We start from the raw sequence: 17,539 nt of genomic DNA, 5'->3' as shown, positions 1-17,539 counted from the left end.
CGAATAATGAGTTAAGGGCTTAGCTGCCGGTGAACTGCGGGTCGCGACGTTCCATGAACGCCTTGACCGCCTCTTTGTGGTCGTTGGTTTGCGCCGAAAGCACGTTCAGCGTGGCTTCCAGGTCGAGTGAAGCCGGCAAGGGCATTTCCAGCGCGGCGTTCAGGTTCTGTTTCATGTAGCGTTGAATGATCGGCGAGCCGCTCGCCAGGCGCGCAGCGAGGTCTGCGGTGGCTGCTTCCAGGTGATCGTCGGCGACCACCTGGCTCGCCAGGCCGATACGCAACGCCTCTTCGGCCTTCAGTCGGTCACCAAGAAACATCAGCTCGCGGGTCTTGGCAGTCCCCAACAAGCGAGTGAGGAAATAACTGACGCCGTAGTCACCCGACAGACCCGCCTTGGCAAACCCCGTCATGAAGCTGGCGTTATCCGAGACCACGCGGAAGTCGCAGGCGGCAGCGATCGCCATTCCCACGGAAACGGTTGCACCACGAATCATGGCGATGGTTGGCTTGGGCATTTCGAACAACAAACGGGTGGCGTCCATGTTGCGCCGCAACCAGTCAATACGCGTTGCCAGGCTGTCCGGGGCACGCGGGCGTGCCGGCGCTACGGCCGCATCCGGGCTTTTTTCTGCCGACTTGCCGCCACCCAGGTCTCCGCCCGCACAGAATCCTCGGCCGGCTCCAGTGATCACGACAACGCGTGCTTCGGGGTTGGCCGCAGCGTCCTTGATGGCGTCTGCGAACGCTCGCATCAACGCTGGATTGAAAGCATTCAAGCGCTCGGGACGATTGAACGTCAGCGTTAGAACGCCGTTGTCCAGATGGCTCAGTAACACTGATTCAGACATGCGAAGCTCCTGTTCCAGACTGTTCATTGCGCCACCGAGGTGGGAGAAGTTTCTGCTTGCGCATCGAACAGCTGTCGAACTTCGTACTGGCTGATTTTCAGCGACGGAGTGCGAGGCAGCCTGTCGACGGCCTGCCATTTGACGGGCACCTGGTAGGCCACCAACTTGTTGCGTGCGAAAGCAACGAGATCTTTTTCGTCCAGGGTGGCACCTGGCTCCAATTCAAAGGCAGCAACGGGCACGGCGCCGAGGCGTTGGTCGGGCATACCAACGATGCATATTTCCTTGATTGCCGGATGTTCGCGCAGGATTTGCTCGACATCGCGGGGCAGTACTTTGAAACCGCCACGAATAATGGCGGAATCGACCCTGCCGCGAATAAAGAGAAAACCGTCGTCGTCTATCTCGGCGAGGTCTGTGGTGCGAACCCACTGTCCCGTCCCTACCTGTGCGGAGCGCACTTCCAGCAGGCCGACGATGTTATTTCCCAATGGCGTACTGGTTTCAGGATCGATGACTCGCAGCTCGCAACCTGGCTGTGGTCGGCCAACCGATCCACGTTTATCAGCGGAATAGCGTTGATGGTCGCGCAAGCTCCAGCCGGCTACGGCACCCGCAAACTCGGTAGCTCCATAGGCATCGAGCAAGGGAATGTCATAGATGGCTTCAAAGGCTTGCTGCAACTCGGGATCAAGCGGTGCGCTTCCGGTGCGGATGGCCAGCAGACTATCGATTGATTCCTTGGGGACTTGTGCATCAAGAATCATGCGAATGGCAGTCGGTGGTAGCGACACCAGTTTAGGGCGATATTTCGATACAGCTCGCGTCCACTCTATGACCGAGAACTTCTCAAGAATGACGATTGAGCGACCGGCGATGATGGCTGCAACGGCTGCATACATGCCGCCAATGTGCACCAGGGGAATGCAAAGCATCGCGGGCGATGTCTTCAGCTCTGCTTTTCCGGATGCGTTTTTCTTATTTTCATAATGGGCAGCATCAAGCAATGAGTGCTCGAAATTGGAATAAGGCAGTGCGATGCGCTTGGCAGGACCTGTGGTGCCGCTGGACAACATCATGATGGCGATCCCTGTCTGAGAGGGAGCGCTGATCCGTTCAGGGGCGACAACAATCTCCGGCAAGGCCTGGACCGTCAGTTCGGCTCGGGAGCTAATGCTCAAGGCCAGGCAGCCCTTGTCCGCCACAGCTTGGCGAATCGCAGACGACTCCCAGTCCTGTTCGTCGGCGATGACGGCATCTACCTGCACCGCCGCCAGATCGCTGGCAATTTTATCGGCCGACTGGAAAGGGTTGAGGGTTACTACGCATCGGCGGGTAGCCAATACCTGCAACAGCATGGCCACTGCAGCCGGCTGGTTGCGCAACAAGATACCGACCGAAGCCCCTTCACCGAGACCGGCAGTGGCCAGCAGGGTTTCGCCCCGCTGCATGATCGAAGCCACGTCGCCCCAGCTATACCACCGCTCCTGATACTCCAGAGCAGATTGGTCAGGGGCTAGCGCGAGGACACTGCGAATGCTTGATGCGAGGTCTAACGTCATGGTGGGCTCTCGTCACTGATTTCCATTGCTTGCCGGATTGAGGGCAAGATGTCGCGATGAAATTATCGTATCAATGAGCTGTATGATTAAGCAAATTATTTCTTTTTGATACAGAGTGCATGATTTGCGCTTGGCTCGGATAAACCCGAGGCCGGCAACGGTTTGGTGGCAGTGAGGGAACCTTTGGCTGGAGGTTTTGTGAGGGCGGGATTGGCAAAATCAGAGCGGTGATGGGCGTGACCATATAGACAGCCCAAAAAACGCATGCAATGATAATCAGCATAATGATTTATAGTTTTATTCGTTCAATCCTGTTGAGCGGGCGCTGTGAGACGGCGTGGTAAATCGTCGTTATATAAGGTGCTCGATCCGTACTGCCATAAGCGATGGAGGTTTCACCCATGCCAGGCCATTTCATCTTCAGTGCGGACTCGCACGTCCGTGAACCTAACGATCTCTTTCGCGATGGTTTGCCAGCATCTCTGCGTCAGCACGCTATTCATGCTGTGCGTGAAGGCGAAACCCTTATCACCCGCACCGATGAGGAAGTGATCTTCAAGATGCGACTTAACGTAGTGGACCTGGAGGGGGTCAAACGCGTCGGGTTGCACGATCTCAATGGCCGTATCCTGGATATGGAAAAAGACGGAATCGACGCTGAAATCTGTTTCCCGAGCCTGGGCTTATGGGCTTATGCCATCAAGCATATTGACGCTGAATATGCGACGGCGCAGGTGTACAACGACTGGAACAATGGGTTCTTCGCCGGCCATCTGGACCGTTTCGTACGGTGTGCGATTCTGCCGATTCGTGATCTGCGCCACACCGTTGAAGAGCTCAAGCGCGTTGCGCGCCTGGGCTTTACCGCCGCCATGCTGCCTTCTGTTACGCCGACGGGCGTTCCTCGCTACAACGACCCGGCATGGGATCCTGTATTCCGTGAAGCCGGTGCCTTGGGCGTGGTTATTGTGATGCACACGGGGACCGGGCTTGAGACGGTGATCCATGAGCGCGGCCCTGGCGCTGCCGTGGTGAACTACACCCGACAAATGAACGACGGTATTGATGCCGTGACCTACCTGGTTTCGGGTGGGGTGCTGGATCGCAACCCTCAGTGTCAGGTCGCGATCATCGAGTGCGGTGCCAGTTGGTTGGGGGCTCTGGCCGAGCGTATGGACGAGGTTTATCACGCACACGCTGCTTTTGTTCAACCGAAGTTGTCGGTCAAGCCGAGCGAAGTCATTCGTCGGCAGATCAAGGCTTCCTTCCAACATGACCGCGCCTGTATCGCCGCGCGTGCCGTCACCGGGCATGAAGCTTTGATGTGGGCCTCGGACTACCCGCATGCCGAAGGCACTTTCCCGCATTCGCGTGAGATCGTCGCCAGCCTGTTCGACGGGATAGAGATCAGTGAAAAGGAAAAAGCCGATATTCTGGGCGGCAACGCAGCCCGACTGTTCCGCTTGCCGCGCCCGGAGTTTCAGTAACGCGTCCGAGCGTCGTTGACAGCAGCACAACAATAATAAGGACTTGCCATGAGCAGACTAGATGACGACAGGTTCTTCGACCCGGTGATCGAAACGATGCCGCGCGAAGAAATCGAGCAACTGCAGGAGGCCCGCATCCTGCAATTGTTACCTTACGCCTATAGCCAGTCGGCGCTGGTGCGCGAGGTGTGGGATGCGGCCGGCGTCAAGCCCGAAGACATCCGCTCCCTGGCCGACTTTCGAGAGAAAGTGCCCTTTATCGACAAGGACACCATCCGCAGTTTTCGTGACCGTCACGGCGACCCCTACGGTGGATTGGCCTGTGTAGGTCCGCCTCATCTGCGTGGCGTCGGTTTCACTTCCGGGACAACCGGCGACCCAACGCCATTGCCGCGCTCGGATTACCACGTTGCGCTTGCAGGTCTCAAGCGTGAACTCTGGCACATGGGTGTACGCCCTACGGATTATTTCACTTATGCCCTGTTCACTTTCCGCGAAGGCCTGAACACTGATAAGTGGCTGGACTCGGGCATGCGTCCGATTGCAATCCAGCACTTGCCGGACCAGATGCCACATTTGGTTCAGGTTTCCCGGCAGTTCCGGCCCAAGGCACTCTTCATGCTTTCAACGCCCTTGATCATGGCGCTGGAGCAGTATCAAAAGAACACTGGCGATGACCTGAGCGAAGCGTTTTCTTCGTACGGTGGTGCCGTGTTCGGCGGTGAACCGATGAGCCCGCATTTCCGCCAGGTTGTCGAGTCGTGGGGTCTTGAGATCTTCGAACTCAGTTCGCTGGGCGACATCACCACCACCATGGACTGCAAGGCCCATGACGGCATGCATACCTGGGAAGACCTGGCGATGATCGAGCATCTGGATCCGTCCGGCTCGGCCCCAGTGGCTGACGGCGAACGGGGAGAGTTGGTGGTCACCGCATTGCTGGACGATGTGGCGCCGCTGATCCGTTATCGCACTGATGACCTGGTGCAGTTCACTCGAAAACCTTGTACCTGCGGACGTACTCACGGACGTTTGAAACCGATTGGACGCAAGGGCGACGAGATGCTGATCCAGGGGCGCTCGATTCTGCCGATGGATATTTTCCCGTTGATGGAACAATTTCCAGAAACCTGTACGGGCCTGTTCCAGATGGTGCGTCCGCAGCGCGAGATGGACGTCCTGACGTTGCGTGTCGGGTATGACGAAAGTGCATTGACCGATGGTGTCGAGGCGTTGGGCGCGAGAATTGCCGACACGTTGTCGTCAACCCTGCAGGTGCAGGTCAATGTCGAGCTGGTCAGCAATGATTCGCTGCTGAAAAACGGTCCGCCAAACAAGATCCCTCGGGTGGTGAAATCATGAACAGTGAACAACCGTCGTTTACCGTAGCTCCCATGGCTGTTGGCCGTTACCGGGATGCGGCTGGCGTACGCCAGGCATTGGCTTATTCGGCACTTGAAACCGAGCGTTCGACTCGCGCCATGAGCAGGATTCTCGGTACGTTTCACTTCCGTACCGGTGAGAATCTGATGGTGACCGCCTTGATTGACGAGTCGGTTCAGGCGCTCGGCATGGAACGGTCGATCATGCAGTACAACATGGTCGCGGTGTCCGCTGACTCGTCGCTCTACGATGCCAAGCGGGTGGAATCGATCATACGTCGTTTCAAACTGGTGGGTGCGTTTGGCATTACTCAGGCAACGCTGACCGGACTGCAAGGACTTGGCCATGATCCGGAACAACTCTTCCAGGGCATGGTGATCTGGGCCTGGCCTGGGGCTTATGAAGCCCTGGTTGGCAAGCCTGGCCTCAATGTCTATCGCTGTCTGGAGCTAGGGCCGGCAGTTGCCGTTGAGTGCAATGCCGGAGCCGGGGCGCATATCGATCGCTTCGAATGGCAAGTCGAGGAGCAGGACGGTGAAGTGACCCTGAGTAGCCGACTGGAGCGCTGTGAGGTGTTCCAGCGCTATCGAACGGGCGTCAAAGGAAAGGTTGTTCATGGCGTATGCCGTTGTGGGAATCCTGACCCACGTATCGTTCCGGTTTGAAGGAGGGTCGATTTCATGTCACAGCAGTTAACGTCACTGGCCTCTTTCACGCAGATTCGTCAGCACGGTCTCGCCGATGTACTGAGTGAGCATCGCCGCTCTCGGCCACTGCTCGACGCCGTGGTGGATGGCGACCTGCGCTTGACCTGGCCGCAACTCGACGCCCGGGTCAATCGCCTGGCCAATGCACTGCAGGCGTCGGGGCTGGGGCAGGGCAGTCGGGTGCTTTGGCTCGGGCAGAACTCGTTCAGGGTGCTCGAGTGTCTGCTGGCAGCCGCGCGCATCGGGGCTATTTTTTGTCCGGCCAACTGGCGCCAGAGCGAGCATGAGCTGGCGTTCGTGATCGATGATTTCACCCCGGGAGTTGTCTTCTGGCAGGACGCGGAAGTTGGAGAAACGGTGAAGGGTGCCCGACGACTCTGCCAGCATGATTGTGAGTGGGTGCAGTCGGATCTGGAAGGTTTTGACGGTTATGAGGATTGGCTGGCCGGGTTCCCCGAGCATCGTGAAGAGTCGCGAATTGATGAGCAGCTGCCGGTGCTCGCGATATACACGGCCGCCTTCGGCGGCAATCCGAATGCCGCATTGTTGAGTCATTCCACCATCCTTTATCAAGGCCTGATGGTGGCTTACGCTGAAAGCGTCAGCGAGTCTTCGGTGTTCCTCAATTCGGGGCCACTGTTTCATTTGGGCACATTGGTCACCACGCTCTCCACTTTCATGTTCGGTGGCAAGAATGTGTTCATTCCCCGGGTCGACGCCGAACAAATGCTGGCGTTGATCGAAAACGAAGGGGTTACCCATGCCTTCGTCGCCCAGCCGACGATTGAACAGATACGCAAGATCAACGCCGAAGGTCAGTACGACACATCCAGTCTGTGGAGCTCGCCATTGGCGCCGGAGTGGACCAACCCTCTGGTCATGCCAATGTCGGCACCTCTCAATCGCAAGCCTGTGCTTTACGGTCAGACCGAAATCATGGGGTTTGCAGTCATGGGCTGGTTGGGCGGCGAGGGCGCGGGGCGACCGTCACCACTGGTGCAGGTACGCATCGTCAACGACGAAGGTCAGGAGTTGCCTGCCGGGGAAGCTGGCGAAATTGAAGTGCGCGGCTTGCAGGTCATGAACGGGTACTTCAATCGACTTGAGGAGAATGATCAGCGTACCTGGGATGGTTGGTATCGCACCCGCGACTTGGGCAAGCGATTGCCAGACGGTTCTGTGGCGTTCGTCGGCCCGAAAACCACCATGATCAAGTCGGGGGTAGAGAATATCTATCCAGCGGAAATCGAAGGTTGCCTGCGGCTATTGCCACAGGTGCAGGAAGCCTGCGTGATTGGTGTGCCGGACCCAACCTGGTCGCAAAACGTCAAGGCGATTGTGGTCTTGCGACCTGGACAAACCCTGGCCGAGGCAGCGTTGGTCGATCACTGCCGGCAACGTCTGGCCTCCTATAAAAAACCTAAGCAAGTTGAGTTTGTTGAGGCCTTGCCCAAAGGCCGAGACGGGCAGATCGATAGAGGGGCGGTAGATCGCATGTACGGTGGTGGAGGCTATCCGTCCATGGGTTAAAGGTTTTTTCACACGCGCATTTTAACGCGCACGCATCGTTGGTCGCACAACGGTGGGTGCGCGTTTTTTTTGCCCTCGGCCAGGGAGCGCGTTCTGTCCCGCGACGGTTTCAAGCTTGAAAAGCGACTGCAAAATCCTCGCACCTATTCCGGACCTAAAAAACCTATCGGTATTTTCAGGTTAATCATATTGACGATTAATCACATACAGGATTAGTATGATTGCTATGTTAATTGAGTGGCGAACTGATACTAAAAATCGTCCCTCAGTGGTGCATGAGGCTGGGGATAGCCTGGAAAAGATCGATGCTCGACATGAAGAAAAACACTCCGCATAACAAATTCAAAAAAGGTTTGGAGGTTCAAATGTTTGAAGGCAGGATTTTGCGTAGAAGTCGTTGCAGCCGCGTTTCGATGCATGCAATTGGAGTCTGTCTCGCGGCGGGTGTCGTTCTGCCGGCTGCAGCAATAGAAATCGATACCGGCGTCGAAGGTTTTACTGCACGCTTCGATAACACCCTGCGTTACAACCTCGGAACGCGCATCGATGGTCGTGATAAGCGCATCGGTAATAACGCCAACTCGGACGAGGGCGATTACAAGTTCGACAAGGGGGACATCGTTACCAATCGCCTGGACCTGCTTTCCGAGCTGGAGCTGGACTGGCGGGAAAAGGTGGGGATGAGGTTGTCTGGTTCGGCATGGTATGACCAGGCCTATGATGATGACGACGTCAAGAAAAACCCCGCTATTGCCGGGCCGACCAGTTACGATAACAACAAATATTCCAACTATACAAAACGCTACTACAACGGCCTTTCCGGCGAGATTCTCGATGCGTTTGCCTACACGAACTTTACCGTTGCGGATCGTCCGGTAAACGTGAAGGCGGGCCGTCACGTTGTGTACTGGGGTACCTCGATTTTCTCCCAGGCAGGCATTTCCTACAGTCAGCACCCGATTGACGGTCAAAAGAGTGCGGCTTCACCGGGTATCGAAACCCGCGAAACATTCATGCCGCTCACTCAGATCTCCATGCAGAGCCAGGTGACTGATATGCTCTCGCTGGCAGCTCAGTATTACCTTGATTGGGATCATATCCGCGTTCCACAAGGTGGCACCTTCCTGGGTTCCACCGACTTCCTGATGGAAGGTCCGGATCGCTTTGGCGGGAATACTCCGCTGGCAAATTTCCGTGCTGATGACCCGCTGGAACCCAACCACAAATCGGGTAACTGGGGCGTGGCGGCAAAACTGACCGTTCCGCAACTCAATGCCACGACCTTCGGTCTCTACTACCGGGAGTTCGATGAGAAAAACGGTTTCTGGGTGTTCCGCGAGCCGGAAAATCCGACCCAGTTTCGCGCAGTATTCCCACGTGACACCAAGCTGATTGGTTTGAGCATGGACACCAGCATCGGTCCGTACGCAGTTGGTGCGGAACTGATGACCCGGCGTAATGCAGGTTTGAGCTCAGTGGGCTTGAGTACCGCCAATGAGGGGGCTCGAGGCAATACCTGGCACGCGCTGGTCAACACCATTTTCTCGCTGCCCAACACGCCTCTGTATGACACCGCCACGATGGTTGCCGAAGTGTCGTACGACTACCTCGAAAAAGTTACCGACAACGAAGCGTTGTTCAATGGCGAAGATACCCGTGCCTGTCCGTTAGGCAAGGACGCAGGCTGCGCGACCCGCAACGCAGTCGGTTTCAACATGTCGCTCACGCCGCAGTACCTGCAGGTGTTCCCTGGTGTAGATCTATCGGTGCCAATGACGCTGGGTGGTGGCATCAGTGGTAACACGGCTGACTTTGGTGGTACCAGTGAAGGTCTTTATACCTATTCGGCTGGCTTGCAAGCGGACTTCCGTAAGCAGATGACGGCGTCTTTGATTTTTGCAGATTCCTCTGCCGAAATTCGACGCAACGGGTCGACGTACTATGGTGCCGGCACATGGCAAACCACTGACCGTGGCCGCGTAACATTGACCCTCAAAACCACGTTCTGACGGTAGACCCCCCGATAAGATGGTCTCCCAGCGCATCAAGCTCTAACTGATCAACGTAGCCTATGAATGGCATCGTGCGGAGCTTGGGCGCTGGGAGATCTTCTTTCAGCCGAGAATACTCTTTGCCTGTGCAGTGCCGCCGCTGAGAGCGACGACGTCAGTCTTGCACACGTTGCGTCGCTGACCGCTGCGTCTCTACACGGCGGCATCAGTCTCACTTGTTAGTGTATTCGAACCACGCAACATACCCCATTCCTCACGCCTGTGACTAACCGTTCGCTAGAACGCCATTTCATCGAGGAGAGTGCAATGGTTGAAACTCTGTCTTCGCCCGGGAATTGTACCGGGGACGAAAGAAGCTATTGCGCGCAACGTGTATCGCGCTCGGAATTCATCGAGTTGCGCGGTACTCGTCACCACCTGCGCCGATGGGGCTCACCGCAAGCACCATTGCTCGTGCTGCTTCATGGCTGGATGGACAATTCGGCAACCTGGCAATTTTTGATCGACCAGTTGCAGCAGGACTGGAATATTATTGCGCTCGATTGGGCCGGTTTTGGCTTGAGCGAAAGGCGTACACACTACGCCTTCACCGAGTACCTGGCTGATCTCGAAGCCTTTCTCGATCAGGTAAGCCCGGATGAGCCCGTACGGCTAGTGGCACACAGCATGGGCGCCAACATCAGCAGCCTGTATGCCGGTGTCCGGCCCGCGCGTATTCGCAGCTTTATCAACCTCGAAGGCTTCGGACCGTTTCCCAACCACTTGGCGACTCTGGGCACTCGTATCGGCAGCTGGCTGGACTCCCTTGCCCGGCCAGGCGAGGGTCGGACCGTACATTTGCCGGACGTGGCCACCCTGGCGCGGCGGATGCTTCGAAAAAATCCTCGTATTGATCAGGCCCAGGCCGAGTTTCTGGCTTGGCATTTTGTTGAGCCTGATCCGGCTGGAGGGGTGCGTATTGCAGCCGATGTCAAGACATTCAGTTTCATTCCGATATTTCCCCATCCCGAGCAAGTTGAGACCTTGCTCTCTCAAATCACTGCCCGAGTGCTGTTTGTGCGTGGAGCTGACTCGTTTCTGACTGAGGCGTTCAAGGGGCATGAGGCGGCATTGCAACGCCGGTTTGACTGCGTAGGCGATTCGCAAACGGTGCTGTTGGACGCTGCCGGGCATAACCTGCAGCATGACGTGCCACGCGAGCTGGCAGCCCTCATTGATGAGTTCCTCGAACAAGACCCATAACAGGAGCAACCCATGAGCGATTTACTGGCCCGTACACTTGGCCCGTCAGGTCATGCCCCCTTACGTCGACCGGCCTCCGTCAGGCGTACCTCATCTATCGACGTGCTCTGGCCGGGTGGTTACGGGAGTGCCGGCCATTTCCACGGAATTGCCCGTGACATCTACAGTGATGATCCCGACAGCGCACCGCTCACTCTAGCCTTGCAGCGTTTCGAGGCGGTGGTTAGTCGGGAGCGTGAGATTACCCGACTTGGCACTGTGCCGGCTCGGCCAGCGACTGCTTCACTGGTTGGGCTCAATGCCGGCAGCCAATTGCGTAAAGCCCTCGAAATTGCACTGGCTGAGGATCTGGCCAACAGTGCCCCTCTATACCTGCTGCTCGACGACTTGGCGGGCGCAAGTCTGGTGGCCAATTGGGCATGGTCGCGTTGGGAAGATGGCTGGCTGAGCCAATTCATACCGAGTTCCGATGCCTTGGCGCTGGAGCAGCGCCGTAGTCGCATGACCGGTGTTTGCACTGGTTTTGCCGAGGGCTCCTCGGCCATTTTGGATATTCGCGGTGAGTTGCATGATGCCAGGTCGGTCCCCGCGCTTGCGCACCCGGATGACCCGGCGGGCTGGCACAAGCTGCCGGCGAGCAACGGCGTGAACATGCGCCGTGCGCGTCGTATCGATGTGTGGCGTGAAGATGACCGTCTACAGATCGAGGCCATGTTTCAGGACAGTGCCAGTAGCCCCGGCGGTGAGCGTATGGCTGTGCATGAGTATGGCCTGCAAGCCACTGCCGATGCCCACAGCGGAGAGATTCTGAGCCTGGTGGCGCAGCCAAGAGTCCTGCCATACCAGGAATGCCCAGCGGCGGCTGACAATGTCGCACGCCTGATCGGCCTGCCGCTGGCCGGGTTGCGCCAACAAGTGCTGGTGACGCTGCGACGGGAACTGGGGTGTACCCATCTCAATGATGCCTTGCGAGCACTGGCTGAGGTTCCTGCGCTGGCCGCGTACATCGAGTCTCGATGACGGGTAGCCGGTAGAGTTAGTTATTCTTCAGCGCTAGCTTGACTACGCTCGTCACCCACTCAATCAATGTGCACGAATCCAGCGCAAGTGAGGTTCAACGACCATCGCCTGGAGCTCAATCCGGGTCGACTCCGGAGTCACGACCCGAAATCCAATCAATGCGCAGATCAAAGTCGCCATCCCGAAGCCGCAAACTGCGCATTCAAACCCCTGTGCAATTTCATTTCCTTTCCAGGCGATCAACTGTCCGACAAGAGAGGGAACGAGCATGCCGGCAGAAGTCTGCAGAGCATTATGGATTGCCAGCATTGAACCTCGTTGCTGCACGGGAGTGAAATGCGAGGTGATGGTCATGCTGAAGCTGGGCAACACATTGACCAAGGCTGTTCCAAGGCCCATCAATGCCGTGATCAGCACGGGTTGATCAGTTGAAATGCCGATCAGGGCAAAAAGCAGTCCGCCCAAGGCGCTGCACATCAATGGAGGAGCGACCATCGTCCAGAAAAGGCTTGCGCCGCGTTTTAACGCTTTCTGCGCAAGGCTGGAAACCGTCAGTCCCGTTATCATGGCCAGAACGGTTACCGTCAGCATGTAATAGCCCGCCTGCAGGGTGCTCAGGTTCAGGCCTTTTTTGAGGTAGACAACGGTCCAGCTGACACCCAGGGCGCTGGGTACGTAGCAGAAGAAGGCTAGCAACGTAATACAAACAAATGTGCGGTTGAGCAGCAGCGCCTTATAGGGGATTTTGGTTTCGGCGCCATTCTCGGCACGGTCGCCGTGTAGTTGCTGACTGCCTTCGCGACCAAAGGCCAGCCACAAACAAAGCCAGATCAAACCAGCCACTGCCAGGCAAAAATAGGCCAGGCGCCAACCCAAGTGCTCAATGGCGTATGGAAGGATGGCGGCGCCAATCAATCCACCGAGCATGATCGAACTGTAAATGAGCGACGAAGGCAACATGCGTTCTTTAGGGTTGAACCATTTGAAGCAGGCATGTTGGGTGACTGCCGTTGCAGGCCCTGTGCCGATGCCCAGTAATAGCCGACTGGCAACCAGTGCTGAAATGCCGCTGCTGAACGTCACCAGCAGTTGCGCCGCCATCCACACGAGCGACATGCCCGTCAGGATCCAGCGCGTCGGCGCACGGTTGGCAAGGAAGCCGACCAGCACGCCTGACAATGAGTAAAAAAAGAAGAATGAGCTACCGACTAACCCGAACTGTTCAGGCGTTAGCGCTAATTCATCGATGATCTGCGCACCCGCGAATGCGAAGATGGTCTTATCCAGTGCACTGATGATCATCACGACCAACAGCAAGGCGATAACAACCTTTCTCCTCTTGATATTTTCCGACATGTTCTTTTCTCTCGATCGAGATACTCGACGGTACAGGGGAGGGTGTTCGGGTTAGACGAGATAGGCTTGAACCAGCCTGGCCCAGTAGCTTGCACCGTAAGGAATGGCCAAATCGTTGAAGTCATACCCAGGGTTGTGTACAGAGCAACCGGTAGGACCGCTGTTGCCATTGCCGAGCGCCACATAGCAGCCGGGAACGCGCTCAAGCATCCATGCAAAGTCTTCGCTGCCCAACCCGCCTATGCTTGCACCTTTGATGTTGTTCGGACCGACCAGGTCGCTGATCACCTGCCTGGCGAGGGCGGTTTCTGCTTCGCTGTTGAAGAGCGTGGATACCTTGGGGTGGTAGTCGACCTCAACTTGCATGTCGTGAGTCATCGCAACGCCCCGGACAACTTCACCAATACGTTTCTGCAGGAGCGCACGCACTTCAGGCGCTGTCGCACGTACGCTCAATTGCAAGGTTGCATGAGCAGGAATGACATTAGGCGCTTCCCCGGCATTCACCATGCCCACAGTAATGACCGCAGTTTCAGCGGCGGGTACATTACGAGCCACGATGGTTTGCAAGGCTAAAATGGCTTCGGCAGCAGCGACTACGGGGTCCTTGGCCAGATGCGGCATGGCGCCATGACCGCCTTGGCCCAGCAGGCGGATCGTCACCTCATCGGAGGACGCCAGCATCGTGCCGGGCTGGACAACAAAGTACCCGACAGGCAATCCGGGGGCGTTGTGCAAGGCGTAAACCGCGTCGCACGGGAATCGCTCGAACAAACCGTCATTGATCATGCTCAATGCGCCACCCAGCGTCTCTTCCGCCGGCTGGAAAATGAGATTCAGGGTGCCGTTGAAGCATTTGCTTTCTGCCAGATACCTGGCCGCGCACAGGAGAATCGCGGTATGCCCATCGTGGCCGCAAGCGTGCATCTTTCCCGCATGCCTGCTCTGATGCGCCAGGTTGTTGTCTTCCTTGATGGGCAGTGCATCCATGTCTGCGCGTATGCCAATGGCGCGCTTTCCATCACCCAGTTCCAGCACGCCGACAACACCGGTTCCACCGATGCCCTCATGGACTTCGTAACCCCACTGGCGCAGATACCCCGCTACCAGTTTGCTGGTTTCAACTTCTTCAAAACCAAGTTCTGGATGTTGATGGATGTGTTGGCGGATCTGCATGAACTCTGCTTGAAGCGCTTCGATTTCCGGCACAAGACTGGGTAGTGAATGCATGGGGTTCTCGCGAGGGTTTGTCCGATGAAGTCGAGCATGCCAGAGCGTTTTTCCCTATGAGTAATCGTCTTTGCGTATGCCTATAGCTTTTCTGGTGACCCGCTGATCTTGCGCTAAACCGGATTGGCGCAAGGGTTACCCTGGAATTCGTAAAGGATGTCCTCTGCCAGAATGTTGGCCGCTTGAGTGAGCAATTCCGCTTCGCGGCTGATGAGCGAAAAAACGAATCCAGGCACTTGTTCGGATACTTCCAGCACATCGAGTCTTTCGCTGAGATTGCTCAAGGTCATATGGCGCATCGACCAGAAACTTACCGAGTCTGTGCGTAACGCCAGCTCCAGATACATGACGAGAGAGGAGCACACCATTACGTTTTCGGGAGGGGCGAGTCCGCAGTCACTGAATAGCTTGCTGACAGGTGAGTCCTCGAACGTGTCGGGAAGGATCCACATCAACTCGCGCAGTTCGGCAAGGGAGTTCAAATGCCTTTGAGGGTGACCTTTGCGCACTGCCAGCGCACCGGGTTGCAGATACAGCTCTACCGCTCGAAATCCTTCCAGTTGACGCACTCCACCATGGGAAGTCAGGACCAGGTCCAGGCGTCCTTCGCGCAATCCTTCGATGAGCTTGTTAGGCCTCAACTCTTCAATCTGTATCGAAACCTTTGGGTGGCGAGCACTGAATCGGGCCAGGCAATTGACGAACTGAGAACTTGGGGTGACGGGCGACACCCCAATGGTGATGTGACCGCTCGTTCGGCCTTTGAGTGTTTCGATTTCATCCTTGGCTCGTCTGACCTCTGCAAGAATCAGGCGGGCACGGCTCAGTAGATGTTCTCCATAAACCGTCAGCGTGATTCCTCGATTGGAACGTACCAGGAGATGTACGCCTAGCTCCGACTCGAGGTCCTTGATGCTCCGGGATAAGGATGGTTGGGAGATATGCAGGATTCTCGACGCTTCCTGGATGCTGCCGCTTTCGCAGATCGCAAGCAAGGCGCGCAGTTGATGAAGTTTCATTGCGGCTCCAATGCAGTGGTCACAGACGCCTGCACGAGGCGTTGTCTGAACGGCGAGCAGGTTAACAACAATGTCTGCCGCTCGGTAACGTTGTTGCGATCGAGGTGGGGGCTGATAGGCCACGATTCAGGGGGAAATTTACCGGAGGCAGGTGTATCGGAACCTAGAAAGTCAGGGTCCGAGAAAGCGCTTGTTTGTACACTTGTGAATAAATAGTTGTCGGCGGATTTTGTTAATCGTTATGATCATTTCAACTATTGGCCTCATTTGAAGTAACAGGTGCCTATCATGACGATACCTTCCGCCCTCCAGGGCCGCCTGCGCTTGCCAGTCATTGGCGCCCCGATGTTTCTGGTCTCCAGCCCGAAGCTTGTCGCTGCCCAGTGTCGTGCCGGTATCGTGGGTTCCATGCCGGCCCTGAACGCACGCACCAGCGAGCAACTCGACGACTGGCTCGCGGAGCTGACGCATGAGCTTGCCCGGCCGCGCATCGACGATTGGGTGGGTGGTCCGGCACCGTTCGCCATCAACCAGATCGTGGCGCGCAACAATACCCGTCAGGCAGCCGATCTTGCCCTGCTGGTAAAGCACAAGGTGCCAATAGTGATCACCAGCGTCGGATCGCCCGGCGAGGTAGTGGAGGCTGTGCATGGCTACGGCGGGCTGGTGTTCCACGACGTGGTCAGTGTGCGCCATGCGCAAAAAGCTGCCGAAGCCGGTGTAGATGGCATCGTCGCCGTTTGCGCCGGTGCGGGTGGGCATGGCGGCACCATGAACCCCTTTGCGTTGATCAACGACATTCGCAGCTTCTTCTCCGGCACTCTGCTGCTGTCAGGGAGCCTTGGCTCTGGCAAGGACATCCTTGCCGCTCAGGTGATAGGGGCAGACTTGGCGTATATGGGAACCCGGTTTCTCGGCAGCGCCGAATGTGAGATTGACGACCTGTACAAACAGATGATCCTCGCTTCCAATTCCGACGACATTGTTTACACCGATCTGTTCAGCGGCCTGCGAGGTAATTACCTGAAGAAGAGTATCGCTCGCACCGGACTTGATCCGAATGCGCTGCCGCCCCTGCCAGAGAGTGGGATAGGCACCGGTGGCCATGGCGAATTCAAACTGTGGAAGGACATTTGGGCCGCAGGGCAGGGCGTCGGTGCAATCACTGACATTCCTCCAGTAGATGTCCTGATAGCTCGACTTGAGGACGAATACCGTAGCGCATTGAGTCGTTGCCAGGCACTCGGAGTTCGCTTATGACGACGATGCAGCAGGTGGTTACGCGGGAGGATCACGGCGCCTGTGTCGTGCTGACACTGAACCGCCCCGAGGCGTTGAATACCGTCACCGATGGACTGTTGGAAGCGCTCGAGCAACACCTCGATGTTATCGAAAAGGATGCCTCGCGAGCATTGGTCATTACCGGGCAGGGCCGTGCGTTTTGCGCCGGCTCCGATCTCAATGAGCGCGATGGCGATCCAGCTGTGCGTATGGCCCGAGTGCATCGTTTGGTCGAGCGACTGGCCACTTTCCCCAAGATCAGCGTGGCCGCACTCAATGGTTTCGCGCTGGGTGGCGGGTTGGAGATTGCCATGGCGTGCACATTCCGGCTGGCTGTAGCGACGGCGAAGCTCGGTCTGCCGGAAATCAAGCTGGGCTTGATTCCGGTCTACGGGGGTACCCAGTTGTTGTCCCGCCTTATCGGTCAGAGTCGAGCGTTGCAGATGATGCTCAGCGGCGAGCCGGTGAGTGCAGAGCATGGCGAGCGCATAGGCCTGGTCGATCGAGTGGTCAGCGACGGCAACGATGTACTGCAGCAAGCGTGTGCCATGGCGCTCGCGCACGGCCAATACAGCCTGCCTGCGCAACAAGCGATTCGCCGAGCCGTTCGCGAGGGTGCGGATCTTCTGCTCAGCGAGGCGCTGCGGCTCGAGCGTGAGCTGGGGCAGGTCGTTTCTTCCAGCGAGGATGCCCAGGAAGGTCTCCAGGCGTTCGTGGAAAAGCGTAAACCGGTATTCAAGGATCGCTGACGTGGGACCACGTCGATCGCTTTTGTCCTGATCGTCTGAATGAAACCGACAATTCGGGTTACGCTTACCCAAAAAAAGCCGGCGATTGCGCCGGCGTTTTTATCTGACTCC

General features: G+C 56.9%; 14 protein-coding genes. 9 read left to right on the top strand and 5 right to left on the bottom strand.

What is annotated here, in order from left to right:
• Positions 1–19: 19 nt before the first annotated feature.
• Together HFK74_RS11545 and HFK74_RS11540 are read right to left on the bottom strand one after the other, a co-directional pair.
• Positions 20–850, bottom strand: coding sequence for an enoyl-CoA hydratase (locus HFK74_RS11545; protein ID WP_180203606.1), 831 nt, complete (start codon positions 848–850; stop codon positions 20–22).
• Between the two features lie 23 nt (positions 851–873).
• Positions 874–2,412 (bottom strand): class I adenylate-forming enzyme family protein, encoded by a 1,539-nt coding sequence (locus tag HFK74_RS11540; RefSeq protein WP_180203605.1) that lies wholly within the window; start codon positions 2,410–2,412, stop codon positions 874–876.
• Positions 2,413–2,813: 401 nt separating this feature from the next.
• On the opposite strand from HFK74_RS11540, the gene HFK74_RS11535 reads away from it, so the two are divergent.
• From HFK74_RS11535 to HFK74_RS11505, 7 genes are all read left to right on the top strand, one after another.
• Positions 2,814–3,899: an amidohydrolase family protein gene (locus HFK74_RS11535; protein ID WP_180203604.1), complete on the top strand. Its 1,086-nt coding sequence runs from the start codon at positions 2,814–2,816 to the stop codon at positions 3,897–3,899.
• Between the two features lie 48 nt (positions 3,900–3,947).
• The gene (locus HFK74_RS11530; RefSeq protein WP_157711465.1) at positions 3,948–5,261 is read left to right on the top strand and encodes a phenylacetate--CoA ligase family protein; all 1,314 of its coding nucleotides are present in this window, start codon (positions 3,948–3,950) and stop codon (positions 5,259–5,261) included.
• The gene (locus tag HFK74_RS11525; protein WP_180203603.1) at positions 5,258–5,947 is read left to right on the top strand and encodes a hypothetical protein; all 690 of its coding nucleotides are present in this window, start codon (positions 5,258–5,260) and stop codon (positions 5,945–5,947) included. The genes HFK74_RS11530 and HFK74_RS11525 overlap by 4 nt, the downstream gene beginning before the upstream one ends.
• A 15-nt stretch (positions 5,948–5,962) precedes the next feature.
• Positions 5,963–7,519, top strand: a complete 1,557-nt coding sequence (locus HFK74_RS11520; RefSeq protein WP_180203602.1) for an AMP-binding protein — start codon at positions 5,963–5,965, stop codon at positions 7,517–7,519.
• 305 nt (positions 7,520–7,824) lie between these two features.
• Complete coding sequence (locus tag HFK74_RS11515; RefSeq protein WP_180203601.1) at positions 7,825–9,528, top strand: DUF1302 domain-containing protein; 1,704 nt, start codon at positions 7,825–7,827, stop codon at positions 9,526–9,528.
• 309 nt (positions 9,529–9,837) lie between these two features.
• Complete coding sequence (locus tag HFK74_RS11510; RefSeq protein ID WP_180203600.1) at positions 9,838–10,773, top strand: alpha/beta fold hydrolase; 936 nt, start codon at positions 9,838–9,840, stop codon at positions 10,771–10,773.
• Positions 10,774–10,785: 12 nt separating this feature from the next.
• Positions 10,786–11,793: a DUF2889 domain-containing protein gene (locus HFK74_RS11505; RefSeq protein ID WP_180203599.1), complete on the top strand. Its 1,008-nt coding sequence runs from the start codon at positions 10,786–10,788 to the stop codon at positions 11,791–11,793.
• A 63-nt stretch (positions 11,794–11,856) separates the two neighbouring features.
• On the opposite strand, the gene HFK74_RS11500 is transcribed toward HFK74_RS11505, so the two are convergent.
• From HFK74_RS11500 to HFK74_RS11490, 3 genes are all read right to left on the bottom strand, one after another.
• On the bottom strand, positions 11,857–13,149 hold the full coding sequence (locus HFK74_RS11500) for an MFS transporter (protein ID WP_180203598.1): 1,293 nt from the start codon (positions 13,147–13,149) through the stop codon (positions 11,857–11,859).
• A gap of 51 nt (positions 13,150–13,200) precedes the next feature.
• Positions 13,201–14,379 carry a M20 aminoacylase family protein gene (locus HFK74_RS11495; protein ID WP_180203597.1) on the bottom strand — a complete coding sequence of 393 codons (1,179 nt, stop codon included), beginning with the start codon at positions 14,377–14,379 and terminating at the stop codon, positions 13,201–13,203.
• Between the two features lie 113 nt (positions 14,380–14,492).
• Complete coding sequence (locus HFK74_RS11490) at positions 14,493–15,398, bottom strand: LysR family transcriptional regulator (RefSeq protein ID WP_180203596.1); 906 nt, start codon at positions 15,396–15,398, stop codon at positions 14,493–14,495.
• Positions 15,399–15,686: 288 nt separating this feature from the next.
• Between HFK74_RS11490 and HFK74_RS11485 the strand changes: the two genes are divergently transcribed.
• Both HFK74_RS11485 and HFK74_RS11480 read left to right on the top strand, forming a co-directional pair.
• On the top strand, positions 15,687–16,658 hold the full coding sequence (locus HFK74_RS11485) for a nitronate monooxygenase family protein (RefSeq protein WP_180203595.1): 972 nt from the start codon (positions 15,687–15,689) through the stop codon (positions 16,656–16,658).
• Entirely contained in the window at positions 16,655–17,428 is a 774-nt protein-coding gene (locus tag HFK74_RS11480; protein ID WP_218953648.1) for an enoyl-CoA hydratase/isomerase family protein, read from the top strand. Before HFK74_RS11485 ends, HFK74_RS11480 begins: the two co-directional genes overlap by 4 nt.
• The last annotated feature ends 111 nt before the right edge of the window (positions 17,429–17,539 follow it).

Source organism: Pseudomonas sp. SbOxS1 (assembly GCF_013416725.1).
Classification (GTDB): domain Bacteria; phylum Pseudomonadota; class Gammaproteobacteria; order Pseudomonadales; family Pseudomonadaceae; genus Aquipseudomonas.
This window is presented reverse-complemented; position numbering and strand designations above follow the sequence as displayed.